Here is a 20,898-nt window from a genome sequence, read left to right as displayed (position 1 = left end):
CTATGACGGGAATAATAATGACTGACACACAACACCAGAACACTAGCACTCAATCCTTAGCTAATTTGCAGCACGTCAGCTATGCGCTGAATAACGGCGTGGGCGAGTTAATCCTTAACCGCGCAGAAGTGCACAACGCCTTCGATGAGGTGATGATCAGCGAAATGATCGCCGTCCTCGGTTATTTTGCCGAGCACAAAGACTGCAAACTGTTGGTATTAAAAGCCAATGGCAAAAACTTCAGCGCTGGCGCCGACTTAAACTGGATGCGCAAACAAGCCAAGATGGATTTTGAGCAAAATCTGAATGACGCCAAGGCGCTGGCTAAGCTGATGCAGGATTTAGATACCTTTCCAAAACCCACTATCGCCTTAGTCCAAGGTGCGGCCTTTGGCGGCGCGCTTGGGTTAATCTGCGCCAGTGATATTGCCATCGCCACCGAGCGTGCCAGTTTCTGCTTAAGCGAAGTCAAACTAGGGCTGATCCCTGCGGTGATTAGCCCCTACGTTGCGCGCGCCATGGGCAATCGCGCCTCACGCCGCTATATGCTGACCGCGGAGCGTTTTGATGCGCAAACGGCGCTCAAACTCAATGTTATCCATGAGATTAACGATGATTTAGCGGCCGCAGCCCAACCCATTATCACCGCGCTACAGGCCAACAGTCCGCAGGGAATGGCATGGGTAAAGACCTTACTTGCCCGCCTCGAAGATGGCGTGATAGACCAAGATACGATTGATTACACCAGCGAGCGCATCGCCCGCATTCGGGTATCTGATGAAGGCCAAGAAGGTTTAAACGCCTTCTTTGAAAAACGTCAGCCGAACTGGCACACGCCAACAGATACTCAAGGAGTTCTTTGATGTTGACTAAGCTTTTAATTGCTAACCGTGGTGAAATTGCCTGCCGCATTATCAAAACCGCGCAGGCCATGGGCGTTCGCACCGTAGCCTTATATTCCGATGCCGATAAAAACGCCCGCCATGTTGCTATGGCCGACGAATCGTTTTACTTAGGTGGCAGCGCTCCAGCGGATTCTTACCTCAAGGGCGACTTGATTATCGAAATCGCCAAAAAAGCCCAGGCGCAAGCCATTCACCCAGGTTATGGCTTCTTATCGGAAAACGCCGATTTTGCCCGTAAGTGTGAGGCGGCTGGAATCGTATTTGTTGGCCCTGGCAGCGATGCCATAGATGCCATGGGCAGCAAGAGCGCGGCCAAAGCCATTATGACTGCAGCCCAAGTGCCTTTAGTGCCAGGTTACCATGGCGACGATCAAACCGACGCAACCCTCAAGGCCGAAGCCTTAAAAATCGGCTTCCCCATGCTGATTAAAGCCGCCTACGGTGGCGGTGGCAAAGGTATGCGTATCGTTGAGCATGAAGGCGAAATCATGGACGCCATCAACTCGGCGCGCCGTGAAGCGGCCTCCTCCTTCGGTAACGATAAGTTATTGATGGAGCGTTATTTACGCCAGCCTCGCCATGTCGAAGTGCAAGTGTTTGCCGATACCTTTGGCAATGCAATTTACCTATCGGATCGCGACTGCTCGATTCAGCGCCGCCACCAAAAAGTGGTCGAAGAAGCGCCTGCGCCCGGTTTAAGCGATGAGCTGCGCACCCAAATGGGTGAAGCCGCTGTCGCTGCCGCCAAGGCCATCGATTATGTTGGTGCTGGAACCGTTGAATTCCTGTTAGATACCGACAATAGCTTCTACTTTATGGAGATGAATACCCGTCTGCAGGTAGAGCATCCAGTGACCGAAATGGTGACGGGCCAAGACTTAGTCAAATGGCAGTTAATGGTTGCCAGTGGCCAGCCGTTACCGCTCAAACAGGACGAAGTGCGTATCCATGGACACGCCTTTGAGGTACGTATTTACGCCGAAGATCCGCAAAATGAGTTCTTACCCGCCAGCGGTAAGCTCAACTTCCTGCGCGAACCCGAGCAAAGCAAATACGTGCGTATCGATTCAGGCATCCGTGAAAACGATGTGATCAGTAATTTCTACGATCCTATGATAGCTAAGCTCATCGTGTGGGATGAGTCGCGTCCACGTGCGCTGCAACGCCTAGTGCATGCCCTCGAGTCCTATCAAATCAGCGGGCTTAAACACAATATTGAATTTTTAGCCAATATTGCCGAGCATCCCGCCTTTGCCAAGGCAGACTTTAGCACCGACTTTATCAACCGTTACGGCGATGCGCTGATTAGCAGTGCTTCAAGCGAAACCGACACTGCACTTGCCTTTGCCGCGCTGTATCAAGTGCTTGCCCGTAAAGAAGCCGCCAAGGCACAGGCGATTAATAGCGCCGATCCTTACTCGCCTTGGGGCCAAGTCAGTGGCTTTAGACTCAACAGCGTTAGCCAGCATTCTATTGCCCTGCTCGACGATGCCCACGAGTTACAACAATTGGTGCTATTAGACTTTGGTGATCACTACCAATTATCCCAACCCACAGCAGATGGCCAAGTGAGCAAGTCCCTTAGTGGTGAGCTTAAGCAGGATTTACTGTTAGCCGAAATCAACGGCCATAAGAGCAAAGTGCCTGTTAGCGCTCAGGGCGATGATTTTACGCTGTTTTTACCCTCAGGCAGTTATCACTTCAGGGCGGTAAAAACCCAAGTGGTTGAGGCAGAATCGAGCAATGAAGATAAGCTCAAGGCCCCAATGAACGGCACCGTCGTGACCCACTTAGTGGAAGTCGGTGCTGAGGTGAATGCGGGACAAGGGCTACTGGTGATGGAAGCGATGAAGATGGAATACACCATCGAAGCGCCCTTCGACGGTATCGTTACCGAGTTCTACTTTAAGGCGGGCGAGTTAGTGAGCGACGGCGCTGTGCTGCTCCATGTTGAGCCCAAAGCCCAGAGCGAGGAAGCCTAAATGTCTGCGCTGGATCTTTCGACCTTAAGCGCCAGCTCGGATAGGGTTAGCCTATTCGAGATGGGGCCCCGTGATGGCTTGCAGAATGAGGCCGCCGTCCCAACACAGGCCAAAGTCGCCTTGATTGAATCCCTCGCCGATGCGGGCGTGAAGCGAATTGAAGCAGGCAGTTTTGTGTCACCCAAATGGGTGCCACAAATGGCCGATAGCGGTGACGTATTGCGCCAAATTCGCCGTCAAGCGGGCGTGGTTTACAGCGCCCTCACCCCTAATGTCAAAGGCTTAGAACTGGCGCTGGATGCAAAAGCTTCCGAAGTCGCTATCTTTGGTGCGGCGTCACAAAGCTTTAGCCAACGCAATATCAACTGTTCGATTGAAGAGTCGATTGAACGCTTTATCCCGTTGATGGACATGGCAAAAGCCGCCAATATCCCAGTGCGTGGCTATGTGTCCTGCGTTTTAGGTTGCCCCTATGAAGGGGAAATCGCGGCGAGCGAAGTGGCAAGAGTGTCTGAAATCCTTTACAAAATGGGCTGTTACGAAATTTCGCTCGGCGACACTATCGGTGTAGGCACGCCGTTAAAAGCCCGTAAAATGCTGCAGGCCGTGATGGAGCGAGTCCCGGTTGAAATGCTCGCCTTGCACTTTCACGACACCTATGGCCAAGCATTAGCCAATATTACCGCCTGCCTCGACTTAGGTGTGCGCAGCTTTGACGCCTCAGTGGCGGGTCTTGGTGGCTGCCCGTATGCAAAAGGCGCGTCGGGCAATCTGGCGAGTGAGGACTTGGTCTATATGCTCCACGGACTCGGTTTGAAGACGGGTATCGATTTAGAAAAACTGGCATTAGCGGGTTTTGGGATCAGCAAACAATTAAATCGTCTTAATGGCTCTAAAGTCGCCAATGCAATCTTGCAGGGCGCCAAAGCCTAGACTCAAGCGTCGAGGCGCTCAACATACCTAGCGCCTTGGGGACTGAATAACAGTAAAAGGACATCAAAATGGCAGGACTCAATAAAGTCGTCAGCAGCTATGAAGAAGCGTTAACAGGTTTATCCGATGATATGACCATTATGGTTGGCGGTTTTGGCCTGTGCGGTATTCCTGAAGGCTTAATCAATCAAATGGTTAAGATGGGCATTAAGGGCTTAACCGCCATTTCGAATAATGCCGGTGTGGATGATTTCGGTCTGGGCTTATTGTTAAAACACCGCCAGATTTCGACCATGATCGCCTCCTACGTGGGTGAGAACGCCACCTTCGAGCAGCAAATGCTCTCGGGCGAACTGAATGTGATTTTAACGCCACAGGGCACGCTGGCGGAAAAAATCCGCGCCGGCGGTGCAGGTATTCCGGCATTTTTCACCGCCACAGGCTACGGCACCCCCGTGGCGGAGGGTAAAGAAACCCGTGAAATCAAAGGCCGTCACTATGTGTTAGAAGAATCTCTGACCGCCGATTTTGCCCTCGTTCGCGCTTGGAAGGCCGATACTATGGGTAACTTAGTGTTTCGCAAAACCGCCGCGAACTTTAACCCTATGATGGCGACTGCGGGTAAAATCACGGTAGTGGAAGCCGAGTTTATTGTTGAGCCGGGCGAGCTCGATCCTGGTCATATCCATACTCCCGGCATTTATGTTGATCGCGTCATCCAAGGCAAGTTCGAGAAACGTATCGAGCAGCGCACGGTAAAAGCGGCGAAATAAGAAACGCGAACGATTAACAACGCAAGCTAAAGCGACAGAGTCTAAGCCCTAAATAAAGACCGAAAAATTGAGGCCAATAGCGACTCTAGGTAAAGGAAGGATAAAGATCATGGCATTATCAAGAGAACAACTGGCACAGCGCGTTGCCAAAGAATTACAAGACGGCTACTACGTCAACCTCGGTATTGGCATTCCCACGCTAGTGGCTAACTATATTCCCGCAGGAATGGAAGTGATGCTGCAATCGGAAAACGGCCTGCTCGGCATGGGGGAATTTCCGACAGAAGAAACCATAGATCCGGATTTAATTAACGCCGGCAAACAAACCGTTACCGCAGTAAAAGGTGCCTCGTTTTTCTCCTCCGCCGAAAGCTTTGCGATGATCCGTGGCGGCCATGTGGACTTAACCGTACTCGGCGCCTTTGAGGTCGATGTGAATGGTTCCATCGCCTCATGGATGATCCCAGGTAAGCTTATCAAGGGCATGGGCGGCGCAATGGATTTAGTGGCGGGCGCGGAAAATATTATCGTGACTATGATGCACGCCGATAAGTACGGTAACTCTAAGCTGTTACCCGTGTGCGAATTGCCCCTCACAGGTTACGGCTGTATCAAACGTGTTGTTACCGATTTAGCCTTTATCGAGATTAAAGATGGCGCCTTTCATCTGTTAGAACGCGCACCGGGTGTCAGCGTTGAAGAAATTGTTAGCAAAACCGCTGGCAAATTAATTGTGCCAGACCATGTACCAGAGATGGTGTTTTAAGCGTTCTTTAAAATGCGCAAATAACCTATAGCAATAAGGCTTGAAACTTACGTTAAATTGAAGCTTTAGCCTAAAAAGTGTTGAGCGTTAACCAATATTTTAGTTTTAAAAAGCCCAGAAGAGGATTCTGGGCTTTTTATTGCTTTGATTAACGCATTGACCTGTCGAGTGCAACAGCACTTATGCTCTGGAGACACACCGTAAATCCATCCTTGGGAGCTCAACGAAAAAGTCCCTTTTTTCGATGGTCACCAACGCATCAGCGCTGTTTGCTGCAATGTTCTGCGTATTCAACCCTGCTTTACACATCGTGTGCATTGGTGACTTGTATAGCCGCCGTTTTACTTCACAGTTAGCCACCAAGTATGCAGTTACGGTAAACTCACCGCAGACCAAATAGTAAGGATGCTCAAGTTGTTAGCTAAATTTCTCAATAAACGCAGTCGCAGTCGTAGACATATGCGCGATTATGCCAAAAACGTCTTTGAATATGACCAGTATTTACTGACCGATTATATCGACAGTGGAATGACAGATGGTTTCGAAAGAGTGAAACAATATCGTGAGTTTGATGAGGATTTTCGGCAATGGCAATTGTTTGGAGCTGAGTTTGGTGTACCCGAGTGTCATTGGGGCAATGTAGCCCAACTTACCTATATTGAATCGGGCTTGCTGGAGCCTAAGCCGCTTATGTGCTCGCTTGCTTACGGCTATTTTCGTACCGCGATAGACTACTATCAATACTACACTGCGGTTGAGAAAACAGGTGAAGTAGCTAATGCCGGATGGATGACAACCAGTGTTTTTCGGCTTGTACTTATGCTGTTTTCTGAGCAGAAGACTGAGACTGACGAACTGTATCAAGCCTTGGCGACCGCCTGGCGCGCTTGCTGGATAATTCGTTCCCACGGGTTTATCGGTGATTTTTTGGTGTTGTTATATGGGCGATATTTGGGTGTTATTGAGCCGCCTTTTGCTACTGAAGTACAAGTGACACTTCGTAAAACAGCCTCCTTTCCCTATGCTGAATTTCTAGATAACTGGGATACTCAAGATGAAGTGTTTGTTCGCACTATGTTGCAAACCCTGTGTGACCATCAGGTAGAGCAAGCGGTTATCGGCGATAAAAAGTGCTTTTTTGAGTTCAACGGAGGACCACATACATATTTACCGCTAACAGCGTTAATGCTGCTGAAACTGCGGTCTCTTAGAGGCTTGCCTAATCCGCAGTTCAGTCATCCCGCATTTGGCGATATAACAGCGTTGTTTGAGCAAGTCTCCACAGCCTTTAGCGACTATGTCGCAGCAGAGAAGATCCAGCGGATTGAAGATGCGGCTGATGACGTGTTAACCCAGACATTAACCAGAATGCAAAGCCAAGATTTTAATGCCCATGCTATTTTTGCCAAGCGACTCCCATCGTTGAGTGCTGGTTAAGGTGTTGATTAACCATGCATTCCAATAACCCCATTTTGATAACCCCAGACTTATGGTTGAGCCTATTCAAGCCTTAAGTCATCCCAATGCAAACGAGAGGACAAAGGATGTACCAGATTGCGATTGTGATATTTGATGAATTTACCGATATCGATTTCTTTTTAATGCGCGATATTCTTGGCCGCACAACAACCGATTGGACAGTCAAAGTGCTAGGTACCAAACCAAGCCACAGGTCAAGTTTGGGAATGACGGTAGAAACCCATGGTCATGTCTCCGAAATCGCCGATGCTGACGTGGTATTATTCAGCAGTGGCTACAAAGGCGTACCTGCCGCACTTGCGGATCCTGAGTTTATGTCGGCCCTTAAATTAGATCCCACACGGCAATTGCTTGGCAGTATTTGTGCAGGCTCATTCTTCTTTGCCAAGTTAGGCTTACTCGACAATATTTCGGCAACAACGCACCCCGATGCCAAACCCGCATTGGTAGCTATGGGCGTGGAGGTGGAAGACTCTGCTCTGGTGGTCAATGGCAATATTGCCACTGCAGGAGGTTGTCTGTCCTCACTCTATTTAACGGGTTGGGTTGCGGAGCGCTTGTTCGACAGTGCAAAGCGTCGCGAAATTCATCGGCAACTGCTCCCCGCAGGCCAAGCCGATGTGTTTGACGCTTTAATCGAGTCGTCGATTGCCTCAGCCATTCGCTAATATGGTGTGCAATCCTCTGGATAAAGGGCGCAATTATGACACTCAAAGCATTACTCAATCAGTTAAAAACCGAGCACAAGATCACCAGCGCAGCCGAACTTGCGGCGCTATTGGCGCAAGATAAGGAGCTGGTACAGCAGATAAAACAAGCGGATGCGCAGTATTGGGTCAACTTTAGCAAGCAGACGTTTGATGGTTGGTACTGCGTCGCTACGCCATCGAATGCCAGTTACCATGTGTACTATCAAGAGCGTGGGCAACATTGCTGGGAAGAAGAAGTATTTAGCGATCAATACTTGGCCATCGCCACTGTGATATTTGCTTCAGGACTTTTCCATGCTGAATAAAGGCATCAGTGCTAAGCCTTAATAACTTTTGATGAATCTAGCGGCATAACACTTAAAGCCAAGACTTTCTACCTAAACCGATTCAGACCCTATAACAAAGCCATCAATCTGCCGCTACTTAGCAATATTGATGGCTTTTCATCTGACTAACTTACTGTTAAGGTGATGTTTTTATAGGCAATTGACGTTCAACTTCTACACGTCAATGGCAGCGGAGCATTCACTATGGATTGGTTACTGATCGCCCTCGCAGGCTTACTCGGCGGCATGTTAAATGCGGTGGCGGGCGGCGGCAGCTTTATCACCTTATTTGCCCTTGTGTTTGTGGGCGTGCCACCACTCATGGCCAACGCGACGGGCACCGCCGCTCTGCTCCCCGGCTACCTTGCCAGTGCTTGGCGTTTTCGAAAAGAGATTGAATATCCAGCAAATCTTAACCTAAAAACCCTGTGCCTGATTGCGATAGCTGGCGGATGCCTAGGCGCGGCGATACTGCTAAGTACCAGCGAGCAAGTATTTGCTTATCTCGTCCCTTGGTTGATTTTGCTGGCCACACTCGCCTTTATCGCCGGACCTTGGTTACTGAAAAAACGCTTAGCGAATGCCAGCATCCCCCGTGTGAATACCGTCAAGCCACTGACGGTAATGATGATTCTCTTTATCGTCTGTATTTACGGCGGTTATTTTAACGGGGGATTAGGGATTATTTTACTCGCCACCTTTGGGCTACTCGGCCAGACCCAATTACATGGGATGAACGGGCTTAAAAATTTACTCTCCGCCCTACTCACCACCATTGCCGTGGTGATTTACGCCCTAGGTAATCTGATTGACGGGCAATATCTGTTACTGCTTGCCATTATGGCGATTATTGGCGGCTATCTCGGTGCCGCGCTGGCTTATCGCATTCCCCAATCCCTGTTGCGGGGTTTTATTGTGCTTGTCGGTTTCGCCATGAGTGTTGGATTTTTTATGCGTTAATGACATCTCCACGCTAGAAAGAGCGCTTTTAAGACCATCAGTAAGCGAAATTAAACAGTTAAGATCAAATGGATGGGAAGTAAGAAAACTTTCTATCAGCCCAATACTCCTAATATGACAAGGCTTGACATGTATATCCCTAAAAATGTGGCACTTCACGATAAGCAAGCGATAGCCGACTTAATTAACCATTTTGGTTTTGGATTACTCATCTCCCCCACCTTAGAAGCGACCCACTTACCTCTACTTTACGAAGCGGCCGACGATGGGCAAGAGTATCTCTATGGTCATATAGCAAAAGCCAATGGGCATTGGCAGCAGCTTGATGGCCAGCAAGTGCTAGTAGTGTTCTCTGGGCCGCATTCCTATATTTCACCCACTTGGTACGCTAATAGTCCTGCGGTACCGACTTGGAACTACGCAGCAGTTCACTGCACTGGCAGAGTCGAGCTCTTAGATGCTAGCGCGACCGCCAAAACCATAGATAAATTAATCGAAAAATATGAACCGAGCCTATCGGGAAATGCCGCAATAATGCCTGCTGAGTATGTTGACAAACTCTCGCAGGCAATTGTTGGTTTTCGCGTGATTGTCGATTCGATTCAAGCGAAGGAAAAATTAGGACAACACAGAAAGCGAGAAGACCAAATGGGTGTCTATCACGCCTTGACCCAAAGCGCTTCAGCCGAAAGTCGCGCCTTAGCAGAATACATGCTTAACAGAAATATTGGGACTGGGCAGAACAAGGAAGCGTGATGGCCGCCATTTCGATTAGACAAGCACAAATAGCCGACCTTAACGCCATGGCTAACTTACTGCTGCAGCTGGGTTACAGTGCCAGCGAGGCACAATTACAGCAATATCTCGATGATCCCAAAAGATCGGATGAAATCTATCTCGCCGAGTCTGAGGGAGTTGTGGTGGGGTTGATAAGTTTGATCTTTTTTGATTATTTTCCCTCGCAGCAACAAATTTGCCGCATTACCGCCTTAGTGGTGGCTGAAGCGAGTCGAGGTTTAGGTGTAGGGACGCAACTGATTGATTTGGCCAAAGGCAGAGCAAGTGAGCTGGGTTGTCGCCAGCTTGAGGTCACTACGTCTATGCGCCGCGAGCAGACCCAAGCCTACTATGAGGCCATCGGCTTTGAGAAAACCTCCTTTCGCTATATCCAAGCTATCGAAGGTAAATGAGTAGAGTGTTCACCAAATAAAATAGGCGCTTAAGTGTACTTAAGCGCCTATTTTGGCTAAGCGTTCGCGAGGGATTAATCCTGCGCCAACTCCTTATCTAATTGCTGGGCAATCGCTTCTGGCGAACCGCTGTTACGGGCAAAGAGACCGTAGGCGGTTGGGATCACAAAGATAGTGAACAAGGTCGCCAGCATAATGCCCGAAAGCACCACTACACCAATCACGAAACGGGTTTCCGCCCCCGCACCTGCGGCCAATACCAGAGGTACGGCGCCCGCGGCAGTGGTAATCCCCGTCATCAGGATCGGGCGTAAACGCTGGCAAGAGGCTTGAATAATGGCGCGGTCAAAATCGACGCCCTTATCCCGCAACTGGTTGGCAAATTCGACGATCAGAATACCGTTTTTCGCCGCCAAACCGACAAGCATAATAATCCCAATCTGGCTGTAGATATTGAGACTCTGGCCCGTAAACCACAGCCCTATCAAGGCGCCAACCGTAGCAAGCGGTACCGTCAGCATGATCACCATTGGGTGAATATAGCTTTCGAACTGCGCCGCTAATACCAGGAACACAATCCCCAGCGCCAGCAGGAACACAAAGTACATTGAGCTGCCAGACTCTTGATAATCAAGGGATTGTCCCTTGTAGCTGATCACCGCTTCCGCAGGCAGATAAGCACGCGCCACTTGATTGAGGTAATCCAGTGCTTCACCTAGGCTATAACCATCCGCCAAGCTGGCCTCAATGGTGATCGCCCGCATACGGTTATAACGGTTAAGGGAACTGGCATCGGCAAACTCTTCTACCGTAACTAAGTTCGACAGTGGGATCAGCTCCTTCGTCCGCTCGGAGCGAACATAGATATTTTGCAGATCGGCCGCAGTATTTTGGTTACTGCGCTCCCCTTCCACAATCACATCATACTCTTCGCCATCACGCATAAAGGTAGTGACTAAACGCGAGCCCAGCATAGATTCTAAGGTACGGCCGATATTGGAAATCGATACCCCAAGGCTGGCCGCCCTGTCCCTGTCGATGACCACTCTAAGCTGCGGTTTGGTCTCTTTATAGTCGTGGTCAAGGCCAAGCAGTTTAGGATTTTCCGCCGCCTTTTCCATCATAATATCGCGCCAGCGAGCCAATTCTTCGTAGCTTGGGCCACCAATCACAAACTGCACCGGTTTACCCACGCCACGACCAAAGGCTTGGCGCATCACAGGGAAAGCTTGCACACCGGCTAAATCCGCGAGGCGCTTGTTAATATCGCCTATCACTTCTTTCATCGGGCGACGTTGTCCCCAATCTTCGAGCACGATAATCGCCATGCCGTTAGAGAAGTCGGCGGCGCGGCCAAAGCCACGGGGAGCACGGATCAGCAAGCGTTTAATGTCGCCCGAGTCCACCAACGGCATTAACCGGTTTTCCACTTCGTTCATATAGGATTCGATATATTCGTAACTCGCGCCCTGCGGCCCGTTCACCATCAAAAATAACGAACCCCGGTCCTCCTGCGGCGCAAATTCCTGCGGCACTTTTTGGGCGAGCAGCACACTGCTCCCGAGCGCAATCAAGACCAATATCGACATCAGCACAGGTCTTGCCATCGCCTTCTCAAGCGAGTTTTGATAGCCACGGGAAATCCCCGTCATAATGCTATCGACCTTACGCACTAACCACGAATCCTGCGATGCGGGTTTAAGCAGCTTTGAGCACATCATCGGGCTTAAGGTTAAGGCCACGATACTGGAGAAGATCACCGCCGCGCTCATTGCTACCGCAAACTCTTTGAAGAGCTTACCTAAGTCCCCTTCGAGGAAAGTGATCGGCATAAATACCGCCACTAGCACTAAGGTGGTGGCGATAACCGCAAAGGCCACCTCACGGGCGCCCAAGAATGCCGCCTTTAAGGGTGAATCTCCTTCTTCGATACGGCGGTGAATGTTTTCCAGCATCACAATCGCATCGTCTACCACCATACCGATGGCGAGGATCATCGCCAGCAGCGTCAACAGGTTGATTGTGTATCCTAGCGCATAGAGGACGATAAACGTCCCGAGCAAAGACACGGGCACGGTAATCGCGGGGATTAACATGGCGCGCACGCTGCCAAGGAACAGATAAATCACGATAATCACCAGCACCATGGCGGTGAACAGGGTTTGGTACACCTCTTTAATCGAGGCTTCGATAAACACTGAGCTGTCGTAGCTGCGTTTAATCGACATGCCAGCGGGTAAGGTTGGATTGATTTTATCGACTAAGGCGTTAACGGCGCGGGCCACTTCTAAGGTGTTGGCGGTCGACTGTTTCGACACCCCAAGACCAATCATGGCCTCCTTGTTGCCGCGGAACATGATGCGCTCTTCTTCTGAGCCAATTTCCACCTTAGCCACATCGCCAAGTTTGACTAAATAGCCATCTTCGCCTTGGGAAATCACCAAATTGGCAAAGTCCTCGGCGGTGCGATAACTACGCTCTAAACGCACGGTAAAGTGACGCTCCTTGGACTCGAGCGAACCTGCGGGCAACTCAACGTTTTCAGCTCTTAACGCGGCTTCAACATCGGCCACAGTAAGGCTTCTGGATGCTAATGCTTGTCTATCGAGCCACACGCGCATGGCATAAACTTTGCCACCACCGATACGGATCATCGACACCCCGTCCACCACGGACAGACGGTCAGATAAATAGCGACGGGTGTAATCGGTCAGCTCTAATGTGGTCATTTGATCCGACACTAAGTTGAGCCACATAATCACTTCATCGCCACCGTTGGCCTTTTGCACCTCTGGGGGATCGGCTTCTTCGGGTAAGTTATCTAACAGGCCCGAAATTCTGTCGCGCACATCGTTGGCCGCATCTTCAATGTTGCGGCTGATATCGAACTCTAAGGTCACCTGCGAGCGACCATCGCTGCTCGATGAACTCACATGGCGAATACCTTCGACGCCGCTGATCCTATCTTCAATCAGCTGGGTGATACGGCTCTCGACCACGGCGGCACTGGCGCCGCGATAGTTAGTTTCAATCGAGACAATCGGCGGGTCGATATTAGGGTATTCCCGCAGCGGTAACTTATCGAATGCCACTAAACCAAAGGCCACCAGCAATAGGCTAATAACCGAGGCAAATACCGGTCGTTTAACGGAAAGATCTGTCAGGATCATACACTTGGCTCCGTATTAGCATCGGAAAGATAGCTAAACTTCTCGGCCAATTCGGTTTTGACCACATCGCCTGGGTGCACTTTGAGTAGCCCGCGGATCACCACATTTTCACCAATCTCTAAACCACCGAGGATTTCGACCCAACCGCGGGTACGAATACCAATGGTGACTTGCTTACGCTCAATCACATTGTCCTTATTGACGCTGTAAACAAAGTGCTCTTTTTGGATCGGGATAATCGCCGACTCAGGCAGCATCAAAGCTTCGCGGCTGCGCTTGATGAGTTTCACCTTCATCAGCATGCCGGGCAGTAAACGTAAATCAGGATTTGGGATTTCGGCTCGTACAATCACGGCGCGAGTGGTTGGGTTTACACGGCTATCGATAGAAATCACTTTGCCTTTAAAGATTTCATCGGGGAACGCCACGGCTTTGGCTTCGACTTGCTTGCCGGGCTGTAGGTCTTGAATAAAGCGCTCAGGCACCGAAAAGTCTAATTTAATCTTAGAAATATCATCGAGTGTGGTGATCTCAGTCCCCGGAGTCACTAGGCTACCCACACTCACTTGGCGCAGACCCAAACGGCCATTAAAAGGCGCCACTATGCTGCGATCATTGAGGGATGATTGTGCCTGCTCTAACTCGGCGCGGGTGGTATCGATTAAGGTTTGCAGGCGGTCACGCTCTAGCTCCGCCACAGTGCGGCTAGTAACCAAAGAGCTGATCCGCGCTAATTCGCGCTGGTTGTCGCTCACCTTCACCTGCGCCACTTTCACTTTGGCTATCTGCTCGGCATTTTGCAACTGCACCAATAAGTCGCCCTTCTTGACGATATCTCCATCATCAAACTTGAGTGAGGTGACTACATCGGTGACCTTAGGCGTGATAGTGACTGACTCAAAGGCCTTGTTGGTGCCTATGGCTTCGACTTCGTCACGCACTGGGGCCATGGCGGCCATCGCGATGACCACATTAGGGGTGAGCTTAACTTTTGCTTGCTGAGGTGCTTGGGGTTGCATACTTTGGTATCCAAACCAGCCCGCAGCCAAAATGGCGATGATAATTATGATTTTTTTCATCTGGCTTCCAAATGATGATGACTCGCATTAGTGACGGCTAGTTTACCCACTCGCATCATTGCATCAATACGTTTTACTTTTTCTTACAAATTACGCCAACTGCATAAAATATGTAATAAACGGCGATTCGAGTCAGAAAGGGGAAGATGGATTAAGAATACAGTAGGATAATTGGCATTTTTAGCGAATTGCTTCAACAAATATCAAAACTAAAACCAATTTATCTAAAACCATGCTTTAAATATTGATATACGCCAGAAATATTCTGAAACATCATTCTGTATAGTTAACGCGCAGGGCGAGCACAGCGGTGCTCAAATGGCAGGCACAAAAAAGGGCGATAAATCGCCCTTTTTTGACTGAGATAGAATTAACGCAGTTTGCGCTCTTCTTTCATCAGGCTAGACAATGATTGGTACACATTCGTGACCACCTCATTCGACAGCGGTTGGTCTTCACCGTCGCGCAGCAGGATTTTAGTTTCCTCTAGGCTATCACCGTCTTCCAGCAGTATGCGGTAACTGCCTTCCTTCAGGGCCAATTGCTTGTCGTTCCACAACGAACTCCAGAAACCAGAGTTGTCGGTAAACTTAATGAAGTATAAGCCCTTGGCGCTATCCATATCGGCAATTTCAAAGCCCATTTCTGGCAGCACGATACGCAGACGTTCCCACACTTGCTTGTATGGCGCTTTCGCGGACCAGTAAGCAGCCCCTTCTTCAGGCGTAACTAAATCCACATTGATCCCTAAGGTCTGCTTCAGACGGTTCGCTTGAATCGCTTGCTCGCGCTTCACACTCATGTAAGCGATAGAGCTGTTTAGCATGTCGATGGTGTAACGCTGTTTATCTTCACTGCTTAACAGGACATCTTGCTCTTTACCGTCGTAAAACTCTTGGTGTTCAACCAAGTGAATAACGATATTCGCGGTACGGCCGTGTGGACGGGTTTCGACGTCGAAGCGATAACGTTGACGCAGCAGATACTCTTTATCCGAACCCCAGAGGCTAGACTCCAACACTTCCGTGTTTTCAATCCAATCGGTTTCGATAGTACCTTTATCGAAATCGCGGTTGCGGATGCTAATGCCTTGCTTAGCAAAGAAACCATCTAAGTTAGTGAAGATCTCTTGCTTAAGATCGACGCTGTTATCAATCGATTCAACCACGATCTTAATGTTATCGCTGCCCTCTTCCACGTGCGTACCTTCTGCCATTGGCAATACTTGCAGTGGAGGACGGATATCGAGGTTTTTACCAACCAGCGCGGAATTCGCCTTTGGCCCTAAGTTAGGCACTTCAAATTCTTTATTGTATGGCGGTGCTTTTAATCCCTCGGGGATCTTCAGCATTGGCGCTTGCTCGGCCTGCACATAGTCTTCACCGCCGTTTGCTTGGCGACGCTCTAATGGCGAGCTACAAGCTGCAACGGCAGCAACTAGGAACAGTGGGGTGACTTTCTTTAACATTAATTATTTAACCTCTATCTGGGCGCGAGTCATTGCATCTAACAACAGACCATGACATTGCTCAGAAAGTTCAGTCAAAGGTAAACGAATATGGCCACACTCAATCAGTCCCATACGGTGGGCGGCCCACTTCACAGGAATTGGGTTCGCTTCACAGAACAGTGTGCTATACAGACCACGCAGCGGCTCATCGATGCTCGCCGCTAATTCGGCGTTGCCCGCCAGTGCTGCATCACACATGGCTTTAAATGCTTTTGGCACTATGTTGTTAGCAACCGAAATCACGCCATTACCGCCAAGGAGTAAAAACTCCCTCGCCGTTGCGTCATCGCCGCTGTACAACATAAAGTCATTACCGCAAAGCTCACGTAAACGCTGTACGCGTGATACATCACCCGTGGCTTCTTTAACACCAATAATATTGCTCACAGCGACCAATTCGGCCACGGTTTCGGGCTTCATGTCGACGGCGGTGCGTCCTGGTACGTTATAGAGAATTTGCGGAATATCCGTGCTCGCCGCGACCGCTTTATAGTGCGCGACTAAGCCCTTTGGCGTGGGCTTGTTGTAGTAAGGTGTCACGCCTAACATGGCGGCAACCCCTACTTTAGATAAAGACTTGGTGAGTTCGATAGCTTCAGATGTCGCATTCGCGCCATTGCCACCAATCACAGGAATACGGCCTGCGGCAAACTTAACCGTTTGCGCGACCACAGTAACGTGCTCATTCATTGGCAGAGTCGCTGACTCGCCGGTAGTGCCCACGGCGACGATGGCGTCTGTGCCTTGGTCAATATGGAATTCGACTAACCTTTCAAGACTTGCAAAATCTACTGAGCCATCACTGTTCATTGGCGTGATTAAGGCTACGATGCTTCCGTTTATCATCTGACTTCCCCAAAATTTCAGGATTCGCTATGGTACTGATGCCAACCATTAATGACAAGCACTAACGGGGCTCTCAAATTGAATTAGTTATGGTAGCATTACATCCCGCACAAAAACTCGGCACTCAGTCTCGAGTTTTCGCTCTATGATATCGAAAAAGTGAGGACAATTCATGACCAATTTCCTGGTCGTAACCGCAATGGGCGTAGACCGTCCTGGACTCGTAAGTAAACTAGCTCGGCTTGCCAGCGACTGTGACTGCGATATCGTCGACAGCCGTATGGCATTATTTGGTAACGAATTTACCTTAATCATGATGTTGTCAGGTTCGTGGGCATCCATAACGAAAATTGAAAGCCTGCTCCCGAGTCTCAGTGTTGAATTAGAACTGATGACAGTGATGAAGCGCACCTCTAAACATACGCCGCAAAACTACCTTTCACGCCTTGAAGTGCGCTTTACCGGTAAGGATCAGCGCGGCACCATGAAGCTTATCACCCAGTTCCTCGCCGACCGTTCCTTAGACTTAGCCGCAGTACGCTCTTTCTCTGAAGAACTCGACAACGGTGAGCAAACCCAGACGATTTCGTTAACCATCAATATTCCTGAAAAAGTTGAACTAGAAAAGCTCGAAAAGAGTATCTATCAACTCTCTGAAGAAATGGCACTGGATTGCACCATTAGACGCATGGAAGGCACCACCTCAAGAAGCGATAGAGGATAATTGATGAACACATTAACCGCTGGCGCGAAAGCGCCGCTATTTACCCTTCAAGATCAACAGGGTAATGCTGTTTCTCTACAAGAATGCTTAACGCGCGGCCCGGTTTTAGTCTATTTTTACCCTAAGGCTTCAACCCCAGGCTGCACAGTGCAAGCCTGTGGTTTACGTGACAGCAAAGCTGAACTGGACAGCCACAAAGTGACCGTGCTTGGCATTAGCCCAGATCCCGTGGCTAAATTAGCTAAGTTTGCAGAAAAACAGTCGCTTAACTTTACTCTGCTCAGCGATGAAGACCATAGCGTGGCCGATGCCTTTGGCGTTTGGGGCGAGAAAAAGTTTATGGGCAAAATCTACGACGGTATCCATAGATTGAGCTTCCTCATCAATACAGACGGCACCATTGCCCACGTGTTCGATAAGTTTAAAACCAGCGATCATCACCAAGTCGTGCTGGCGCAAATTGCCGGTTAATTGCGCATTTTAGTGCCGCATTAATGCCTCTCGCCTCAAAACAGCGTACAAAAAATTAGCAGTTGAACGCAAAAAGGCCCTTTATCAGGGCCTTTTTTCATGAAAAATTTTCAGCTTGCGTCTAAAAATCAACCTAATTTGCGGAATAAATTCAAGCGGATGCTGCTTAGTTGCCCAAGATTAGGCCAGATAAGGCCAAATAACTGCCGCGGCAATGCTCCACATGGTCAACCAAATAAAGCGGTCTAAGTATCGCCACGCCGCTGGGCGACTAAATATCGGCGCCAATAAACGCGCACCAAAACTTAGGCTGAAGAACCAAATAAACGAAGCCAGTACCGCGCCCGCACCAAACCAAGGACGATGGGCATCTTCGAACTGAGTACTAATACTCCCCAGCAGCACGACGGTATCTAAATAAAGGTGTGGATTGAGCAGGCTGATCCCAAGCGTGGTCAGCATGGCCTTACGCAAAGTATCGGCATTTTGCGCATTGCCCATCTCCATCCCTTTAGCGACAAACGAGGCCTTAAGTGCATTAGCTCCGTACCAAATCAAAAAAGCGGCGCCACCAAAACTGGCTACATGTTTGATGGTCGGGAAGGCTTCGATAATGTGCCCAAGCCCCGCCACACCCGCAGTGATCATTAAGGCATCGATGATTGAACAAAGCAGCGCAATCGGCAAAGGATACGCTCGCTTAATCCCCTGCTTTAGCACAAAGGCATTTTGCGCCCCTACGGCAATAATCAAACTACCACCAATGCCCATACCTTGTATAAACGCCGTTTGCATAACTACCTCTCATGTCTGAAGAAGGCGCTAGCATAGACAAAACAACAAAATTAATATAACTAATGTTTTTTATGTATCATAAGTAAAATTAATAATTTTAAGGAGGACAAAGATGTTGGAATACGCCAATCTTAAAGCGCTTGCGGTCGTCGTCTCCGAAGGTGGTTTCGAGCGCGCCGCCAAAGTGTTGCATATCACCCAATCGGCGGTGTCACAGCGCGTTAGGCAGTTAGAAGAACGAGTCGGCCAATCCTTACTTATTCGCTCAACGCCCGTGGTGGCTACCCCTACGGGTAAACGTTTATTGCGCCACTATTCACAGGTGCAACTACTCGAGAGCGAGTTGAGAGCCGAGTTAGATGCCGATGACCCAAACCATCCCACGACAGTGCGAATTGCTGTCAATGCCGACAGTTTAGCGACATGGTTTTTGCCCGCCTTGGCCGATATGTTCAGCCGCCATGCTTGGCTGCTGGAATTGATTGTCGATGATGAGTCCTACACCCATCACCTACTGAAAAACGGTGAGGCCGTCGGTTGCGTGACCACAACAGCCAACCCCATGGCCGGTTGTAGCAGCGAGTTTTTAGGAACCATGGAATATATGTGCGTCGCCACCCCGGCATTTGCGGCGCGTTATTTCGAATGGGTAGAAAATAGCGATGATGTCGGCGCTCAAATTACCCAAGCGCAGCTAGCGAAAGCCCCGGCCGTGGTGTTTTCAACTAAAGATAAAATGCATGAAAAGTATCTCGCCCAGTATTTTCAAATGTTGCCAGGCCAATGGTGGCAACACAGCATTCCCTCATCGGAAAGTTTTTTGGAGGCGATTAACTTAAGTCTGGGTTATGGCTTAGTGGGACACTTACAGGCAAAACCTCTGATAGACAAAGGCATATTAATTGAGCTCACCCCAGAAAAACGCATTCGAGTGCCCCTATATTGGCAGCATTGGAATATAAAGGCCAAGCAAACGACCTTGGTGTATCGCGCCCTCGCCGCCACCGCGCAGCATCTATTACAGCAATAATGGGTACATCAAGAGTGAGTAAAACAATTGTTAGTAGAAATAGTTAGCGGACAAAAAACTGAGCACTCAGGCCCAGTTTTTTTCTATTCGTTTTTACCTACTGCCAGCGGCTTAGGCTTCTGCCGAATCCGCCTTCACCTGCGTTATCGCCACGGGTTCAATCTCGGTTTTCGGCCAAGCGTTGATCACCGCTTTCACCAAGGAGGCTAATGGAATAGCAAAGAAAACGCCCCAAACGCCCCATAAACCACCAAACACCAACACGGCGGCGATAATGATGACTGGGTGTAAATCCACCGCATCGGAAAACAAAATAGGCACCAGCACGTTACCATCTAACGCCTGAATAATGCCGTAACCTAACATCAAATAGCCAAACTCGGAGCTAAAGCCCCACTGGAAGAAGGCCACCAACATGATAGGTAAAGTGACTAAGGTCGCGCCTACATAGGGAATGAGCACCGACAAACCAGTCAATACCCCGAGTAAAGCCGAGTATCTCAGCCCCATAAAGGCAAAGAAGATGTAGCTCGCCACCCCGACAATCACAATCTCAATCACTTTGCCGCGGATATAGTTGAAGATCTGCTGGTGCATCTCAAACCATACCTTGCGGGCTAATTGTCGATTAGTAGGGAAAAAACGTTTGCTACCACTGATCAGCTGGTCTTTATCCTTCAGAAAGAAAAACACTAATAAGGGCACTAAAATGGCGTACACCATCAGCACCAATAACGAGGCAGAATAACCAATCAACTGCTTGGCAATATCGAGCAGATGCTGGGTATCGAGCAGTTTTTTAAGCTCGGCGACCATTAAATTGAGCTGCTCAGAGCTGACAAACTGCGGATACTGGGTCGCTAATCCCTGCAAGGTTTGTAAGCCCTTGTCGATCATACTCGGCAAATCTGTCATCAAGCTCACGCCTTGGCGCCACACGCTCGGGATAAGGCCAAAGGTCAGCAGCACCACTATCCCTAAAAACAGCACGAGTACTAAAGAAGCGCCAGTCGTGCGATTAATCCCCAATTTCAGCATTTGCGCCACGGGCCATTCGAGCAAAAAGGCCAGCACTAACGCCACGAGTAACGGCGCTAATAAGCCACCCGCAAAATACAACACTAGGGCAAGGCCGACGAGAATGGCGAGCAACGTCACCGCCTGAGGATCGCTAAAGCGCTCTTGATACCAACGAGAGAAAAAACTAAACATGAATTCGTTCCAATGAGGTGATTGGCTTTCCGAAAAC

Annotated in this window: 20 protein-coding genes; 14 read left to right on the top strand and 6 right to left on the bottom strand. The window is 49.4% G+C overall.

Annotated features, from left to right (window positions below):
- The first annotated feature begins 17 nt into the window (after window positions 1–17).
- From SHEWANA3_RS08835 to SHEWANA3_RS08785, 11 genes are all read left to right on the top strand, one after another.
- Complete coding sequence (locus SHEWANA3_RS08835; protein WP_041412601.1) at window positions 18–863, top strand: enoyl-CoA hydratase-related protein; 846 nt, start codon at window positions 18–20, stop codon at window positions 861–863.
- Window positions 863–2,887: an acetyl/propionyl/methylcrotonyl-CoA carboxylase subunit alpha gene (locus SHEWANA3_RS08830; protein WP_011716699.1), complete on the top strand. Its 2,025-nt coding sequence runs from the start codon at window positions 863–865 to the stop codon at window positions 2,885–2,887. Before SHEWANA3_RS08835 ends, SHEWANA3_RS08830 begins: the two co-directional genes overlap by 1 nt.
- Entirely contained in the window at window positions 2,888–3,820 is a 933-nt protein-coding gene (locus SHEWANA3_RS08825; protein WP_011716698.1) for a hydroxymethylglutaryl-CoA lyase, read from the top strand.
- A gap of 68 nt (window positions 3,821–3,888) precedes the next feature.
- Window positions 3,889–4,593, top strand: coding sequence for a CoA transferase subunit A (locus tag SHEWANA3_RS08820; RefSeq protein ID WP_011716697.1), 705 nt, complete (start codon window positions 3,889–3,891; stop codon window positions 4,591–4,593).
- Between the two features lie 109 nt (window positions 4,594–4,702).
- The gene (locus SHEWANA3_RS08815) at window positions 4,703–5,359 is read left to right on the top strand and encodes a 3-oxoacid CoA-transferase subunit B (protein WP_011623089.1); all 657 of its coding nucleotides are present in this window, start codon (window positions 4,703–4,705) and stop codon (window positions 5,357–5,359) included.
- 414 nt (window positions 5,360–5,773) lie between these two features.
- A complete protein-coding gene (locus SHEWANA3_RS08810) occupies window positions 5,774–6,796 on the top strand; it encodes a hypothetical protein (RefSeq protein WP_041412600.1) in 1,023 nt (340 codons plus the stop codon).
- 107 nt (window positions 6,797–6,903) lie between these two features.
- On the top strand, window positions 6,904–7,506 hold the full coding sequence (locus SHEWANA3_RS08805) for a DJ-1/PfpI family protein (RefSeq protein WP_011716695.1): 603 nt from the start codon (window positions 6,904–6,906) through the stop codon (window positions 7,504–7,506).
- A 35-nt stretch (window positions 7,507–7,541) separates the two neighbouring features.
- Window positions 7,542–7,853 carry a hypothetical protein gene (locus tag SHEWANA3_RS08800; RefSeq protein WP_011716694.1) on the top strand — a complete coding sequence of 104 codons (312 nt, stop codon included), beginning with the start codon at window positions 7,542–7,544 and terminating at the stop codon, window positions 7,851–7,853.
- Between the two features lie 225 nt (window positions 7,854–8,078).
- The gene (locus tag SHEWANA3_RS08795) at window positions 8,079–8,834 is read left to right on the top strand and encodes a sulfite exporter TauE/SafE family protein (RefSeq protein WP_011716693.1); all 756 of its coding nucleotides are present in this window, start codon (window positions 8,079–8,081) and stop codon (window positions 8,832–8,834) included.
- Window positions 8,835–8,906: 72 nt separating this feature from the next.
- The gene (locus SHEWANA3_RS08790; RefSeq protein WP_011716692.1) at window positions 8,907–9,590 is read left to right on the top strand and encodes an FMN-binding negative transcriptional regulator; all 684 of its coding nucleotides are present in this window, start codon (window positions 8,907–8,909) and stop codon (window positions 9,588–9,590) included.
- Window positions 9,590–10,024, top strand: coding sequence for a GNAT family N-acetyltransferase (locus SHEWANA3_RS08785; protein WP_011716691.1), 435 nt, complete (start codon window positions 9,590–9,592; stop codon window positions 10,022–10,024). The genes SHEWANA3_RS08790 and SHEWANA3_RS08785 overlap by 1 nt, the downstream gene beginning before the upstream one ends.
- A 74-nt stretch (window positions 10,025–10,098) precedes the next feature.
- Here SHEWANA3_RS08785 and SHEWANA3_RS08780 read toward each other — a convergent pair whose 3' ends face one another.
- The 4 genes from SHEWANA3_RS08780 to dapA all read right to left on the bottom strand — a co-directional run bounded on the left by SHEWANA3_RS08780 (window position 10,099) and on the right by dapA (window position 16,629).
- Window positions 10,099–13,194, bottom strand: coding sequence for an efflux RND transporter permease subunit (locus SHEWANA3_RS08780; RefSeq protein WP_011716690.1), 3,096 nt, complete (start codon window positions 13,192–13,194; stop codon window positions 10,099–10,101).
- Window positions 13,191–14,273 (bottom strand): efflux RND transporter periplasmic adaptor subunit, encoded by a 1,083-nt coding sequence (locus tag SHEWANA3_RS08775; RefSeq protein WP_011716689.1) that lies wholly within the window; start codon window positions 14,271–14,273, stop codon window positions 13,191–13,193. The genes SHEWANA3_RS08780 and SHEWANA3_RS08775 overlap by 4 nt, the downstream gene beginning before the upstream one ends.
- Before the next feature lie 370 nt (window positions 14,274–14,643).
- Window positions 14,644–15,741, bottom strand: a complete 1,098-nt coding sequence (gene bamC, locus SHEWANA3_RS08770; protein WP_011716688.1) for an outer membrane protein assembly factor BamC — start codon at window positions 15,739–15,741, stop codon at window positions 14,644–14,646.
- A 3-nt stretch (window positions 15,742–15,744) separates the two neighbouring features.
- Window positions 15,745–16,629: a 4-hydroxy-tetrahydrodipicolinate synthase gene (gene dapA / locus SHEWANA3_RS08765; protein ID WP_011716687.1), complete on the bottom strand. Its 885-nt coding sequence runs from the start codon at window positions 16,627–16,629 to the stop codon at window positions 15,745–15,747.
- A 172-nt stretch (window positions 16,630–16,801) separates the two neighbouring features.
- On the opposite strand from dapA, the gene SHEWANA3_RS08760 reads away from it, so the two are divergent.
- Entirely contained in the window at window positions 16,802–17,353 is a 552-nt protein-coding gene (locus SHEWANA3_RS08760) for an ACT domain-containing protein (RefSeq protein WP_011716686.1), read from the top strand.
- Window positions 17,354–17,356: 3 nt separating this feature from the next.
- The gene (bcp, locus tag SHEWANA3_RS08755; protein ID WP_011716685.1) at window positions 17,357–17,824 is read left to right on the top strand and encodes a thioredoxin-dependent thiol peroxidase; all 468 of its coding nucleotides are present in this window, start codon (window positions 17,357–17,359) and stop codon (window positions 17,822–17,824) included.
- A 180-nt stretch (window positions 17,825–18,004) separates the two neighbouring features.
- Here bcp and SHEWANA3_RS08750 read toward each other — a convergent pair whose 3' ends face one another.
- A complete protein-coding gene (locus tag SHEWANA3_RS08750) occupies window positions 18,005–18,619 on the bottom strand; it encodes a LysE/ArgO family amino acid transporter (RefSeq protein ID WP_011716684.1) in 615 nt (204 codons plus the stop codon).
- 112 nt (window positions 18,620–18,731) lie between these two features.
- Here SHEWANA3_RS08750 and SHEWANA3_RS08745 point away from each other — a divergent pair, with 112 nt between their 5' ends.
- Window positions 18,732–19,649, top strand: a complete 918-nt coding sequence (locus tag SHEWANA3_RS08745) for a LysR family transcriptional regulator ArgP (RefSeq protein WP_011716683.1) — start codon at window positions 18,732–18,734, stop codon at window positions 19,647–19,649.
- A gap of 111 nt (window positions 19,650–19,760) precedes the next feature.
- Here the strand turns inward: SHEWANA3_RS08745 and SHEWANA3_RS08740 are convergent, their stop codons facing one another.
- On the bottom strand, window positions 19,761–20,861 hold the full coding sequence (locus SHEWANA3_RS08740; protein ID WP_011716682.1) for an AI-2E family transporter: 1,101 nt from the start codon (window positions 20,859–20,861) through the stop codon (window positions 19,761–19,763).
- Window positions 20,862–20,898 lie beyond the last annotated feature (37 nt).

Source organism: Shewanella sp. ANA-3 (assembly GCF_000203935.1).
In the GTDB taxonomy this organism is placed as follows: Bacteria; Pseudomonadota; Gammaproteobacteria; order Enterobacterales; family Shewanellaceae; genus Shewanella.
This window is presented reverse-complemented; position numbering and strand designations above follow the sequence as displayed.

What these genes read in the sequence shown, in the direction of transcription:
- SHEWANA3_RS08835 (WP_041412601.1), top strand. Translation starts at nt 18, where the DNA reads ATGACTGACACACAACACCAGAACACTAGCACTCAATCCTTAGCTAAT.
- SHEWANA3_RS08830 (WP_011716699.1), top strand. Translation starts at nt 863, where the DNA reads ATGTTGACTAAGCTTTTAATTGCTAACCGTGGTGAAATTGCCTGCCGC.
- SHEWANA3_RS08825 (WP_011716698.1), top strand. Translation starts at nt 2,888, where the DNA reads ATGTCTGCGCTGGATCTTTCGACCTTAAGCGCCAGCTCGGATAGGGTT.
- SHEWANA3_RS08820 (WP_011716697.1), top strand. Translation starts at nt 3,889, where the DNA reads ATGGCAGGACTCAATAAAGTCGTCAGCAGCTATGAAGAAGCGTTAACA.
- SHEWANA3_RS08815 (WP_011623089.1), top strand. Translation starts at nt 4,703, where the DNA reads ATGGCATTATCAAGAGAACAACTGGCACAGCGCGTTGCCAAAGAATTA.
- SHEWANA3_RS08805 (WP_011716695.1), top strand. Translation starts at nt 6,904, where the DNA reads ATGTACCAGATTGCGATTGTGATATTTGATGAATTTACCGATATCGAT.
- SHEWANA3_RS08800 (WP_011716694.1), top strand. Translation starts at nt 7,542, where the DNA reads ATGACACTCAAAGCATTACTCAATCAGTTAAAAACCGAGCACAAGATC.
- SHEWANA3_RS08795 (WP_011716693.1), top strand. Translation starts at nt 8,079, where the DNA reads ATGGATTGGTTACTGATCGCCCTCGCAGGCTTACTCGGCGGCATGTTA.
- SHEWANA3_RS08790 (WP_011716692.1), top strand. Translation starts at nt 8,907, where the DNA reads ATGGGAAGTAAGAAAACTTTCTATCAGCCCAATACTCCTAATATGACA.
- SHEWANA3_RS08785 (WP_011716691.1), top strand. Translation starts at nt 9,590, where the DNA reads ATGGCCGCCATTTCGATTAGACAAGCACAAATAGCCGACCTTAACGCC.
- SHEWANA3_RS08780 (WP_011716690.1), bottom strand. Translation starts at nt 13,194, where the DNA reads ATGATCCTGACAGATCTTTCCGTTAAACGACCGGTATTTGCCTCGGTT.
- SHEWANA3_RS08775 (WP_011716689.1), bottom strand. Translation starts at nt 14,273, where the DNA reads ATGAAAAAAATCATAATTATCATCGCCATTTTGGCTGCGGGCTGGTTT.
- bamC (WP_011716688.1), bottom strand. Translation starts at nt 15,741, where the DNA reads ATGTTAAAGAAAGTCACCCCACTGTTCCTAGTTGCTGCCGTTGCAGCT.
- dapA (WP_011716687.1), bottom strand. Translation starts at nt 16,629, where the DNA reads ATGATAAACGGAAGCATCGTAGCCTTAATCACGCCAATGAACAGTGAT.
- SHEWANA3_RS08760 (WP_011716686.1), top strand. Translation starts at nt 16,802, where the DNA reads ATGACCAATTTCCTGGTCGTAACCGCAATGGGCGTAGACCGTCCTGGA.
- bcp (WP_011716685.1), top strand. Translation starts at nt 17,357, where the DNA reads ATGAACACATTAACCGCTGGCGCGAAAGCGCCGCTATTTACCCTTCAA.
- SHEWANA3_RS08750 (WP_011716684.1), bottom strand. Translation starts at nt 18,619, where the DNA reads ATGCAAACGGCGTTTATACAAGGTATGGGCATTGGTGGTAGTTTGATT.
- SHEWANA3_RS08745 (WP_011716683.1), top strand. Translation starts at nt 18,732, where the DNA reads ATGTTGGAATACGCCAATCTTAAAGCGCTTGCGGTCGTCGTCTCCGAA.
- SHEWANA3_RS08740 (WP_011716682.1), bottom strand. Translation starts at nt 20,861, where the DNA reads ATGTTTAGTTTTTTCTCTCGTTGGTATCAAGAGCGCTTTAGCGATCCT.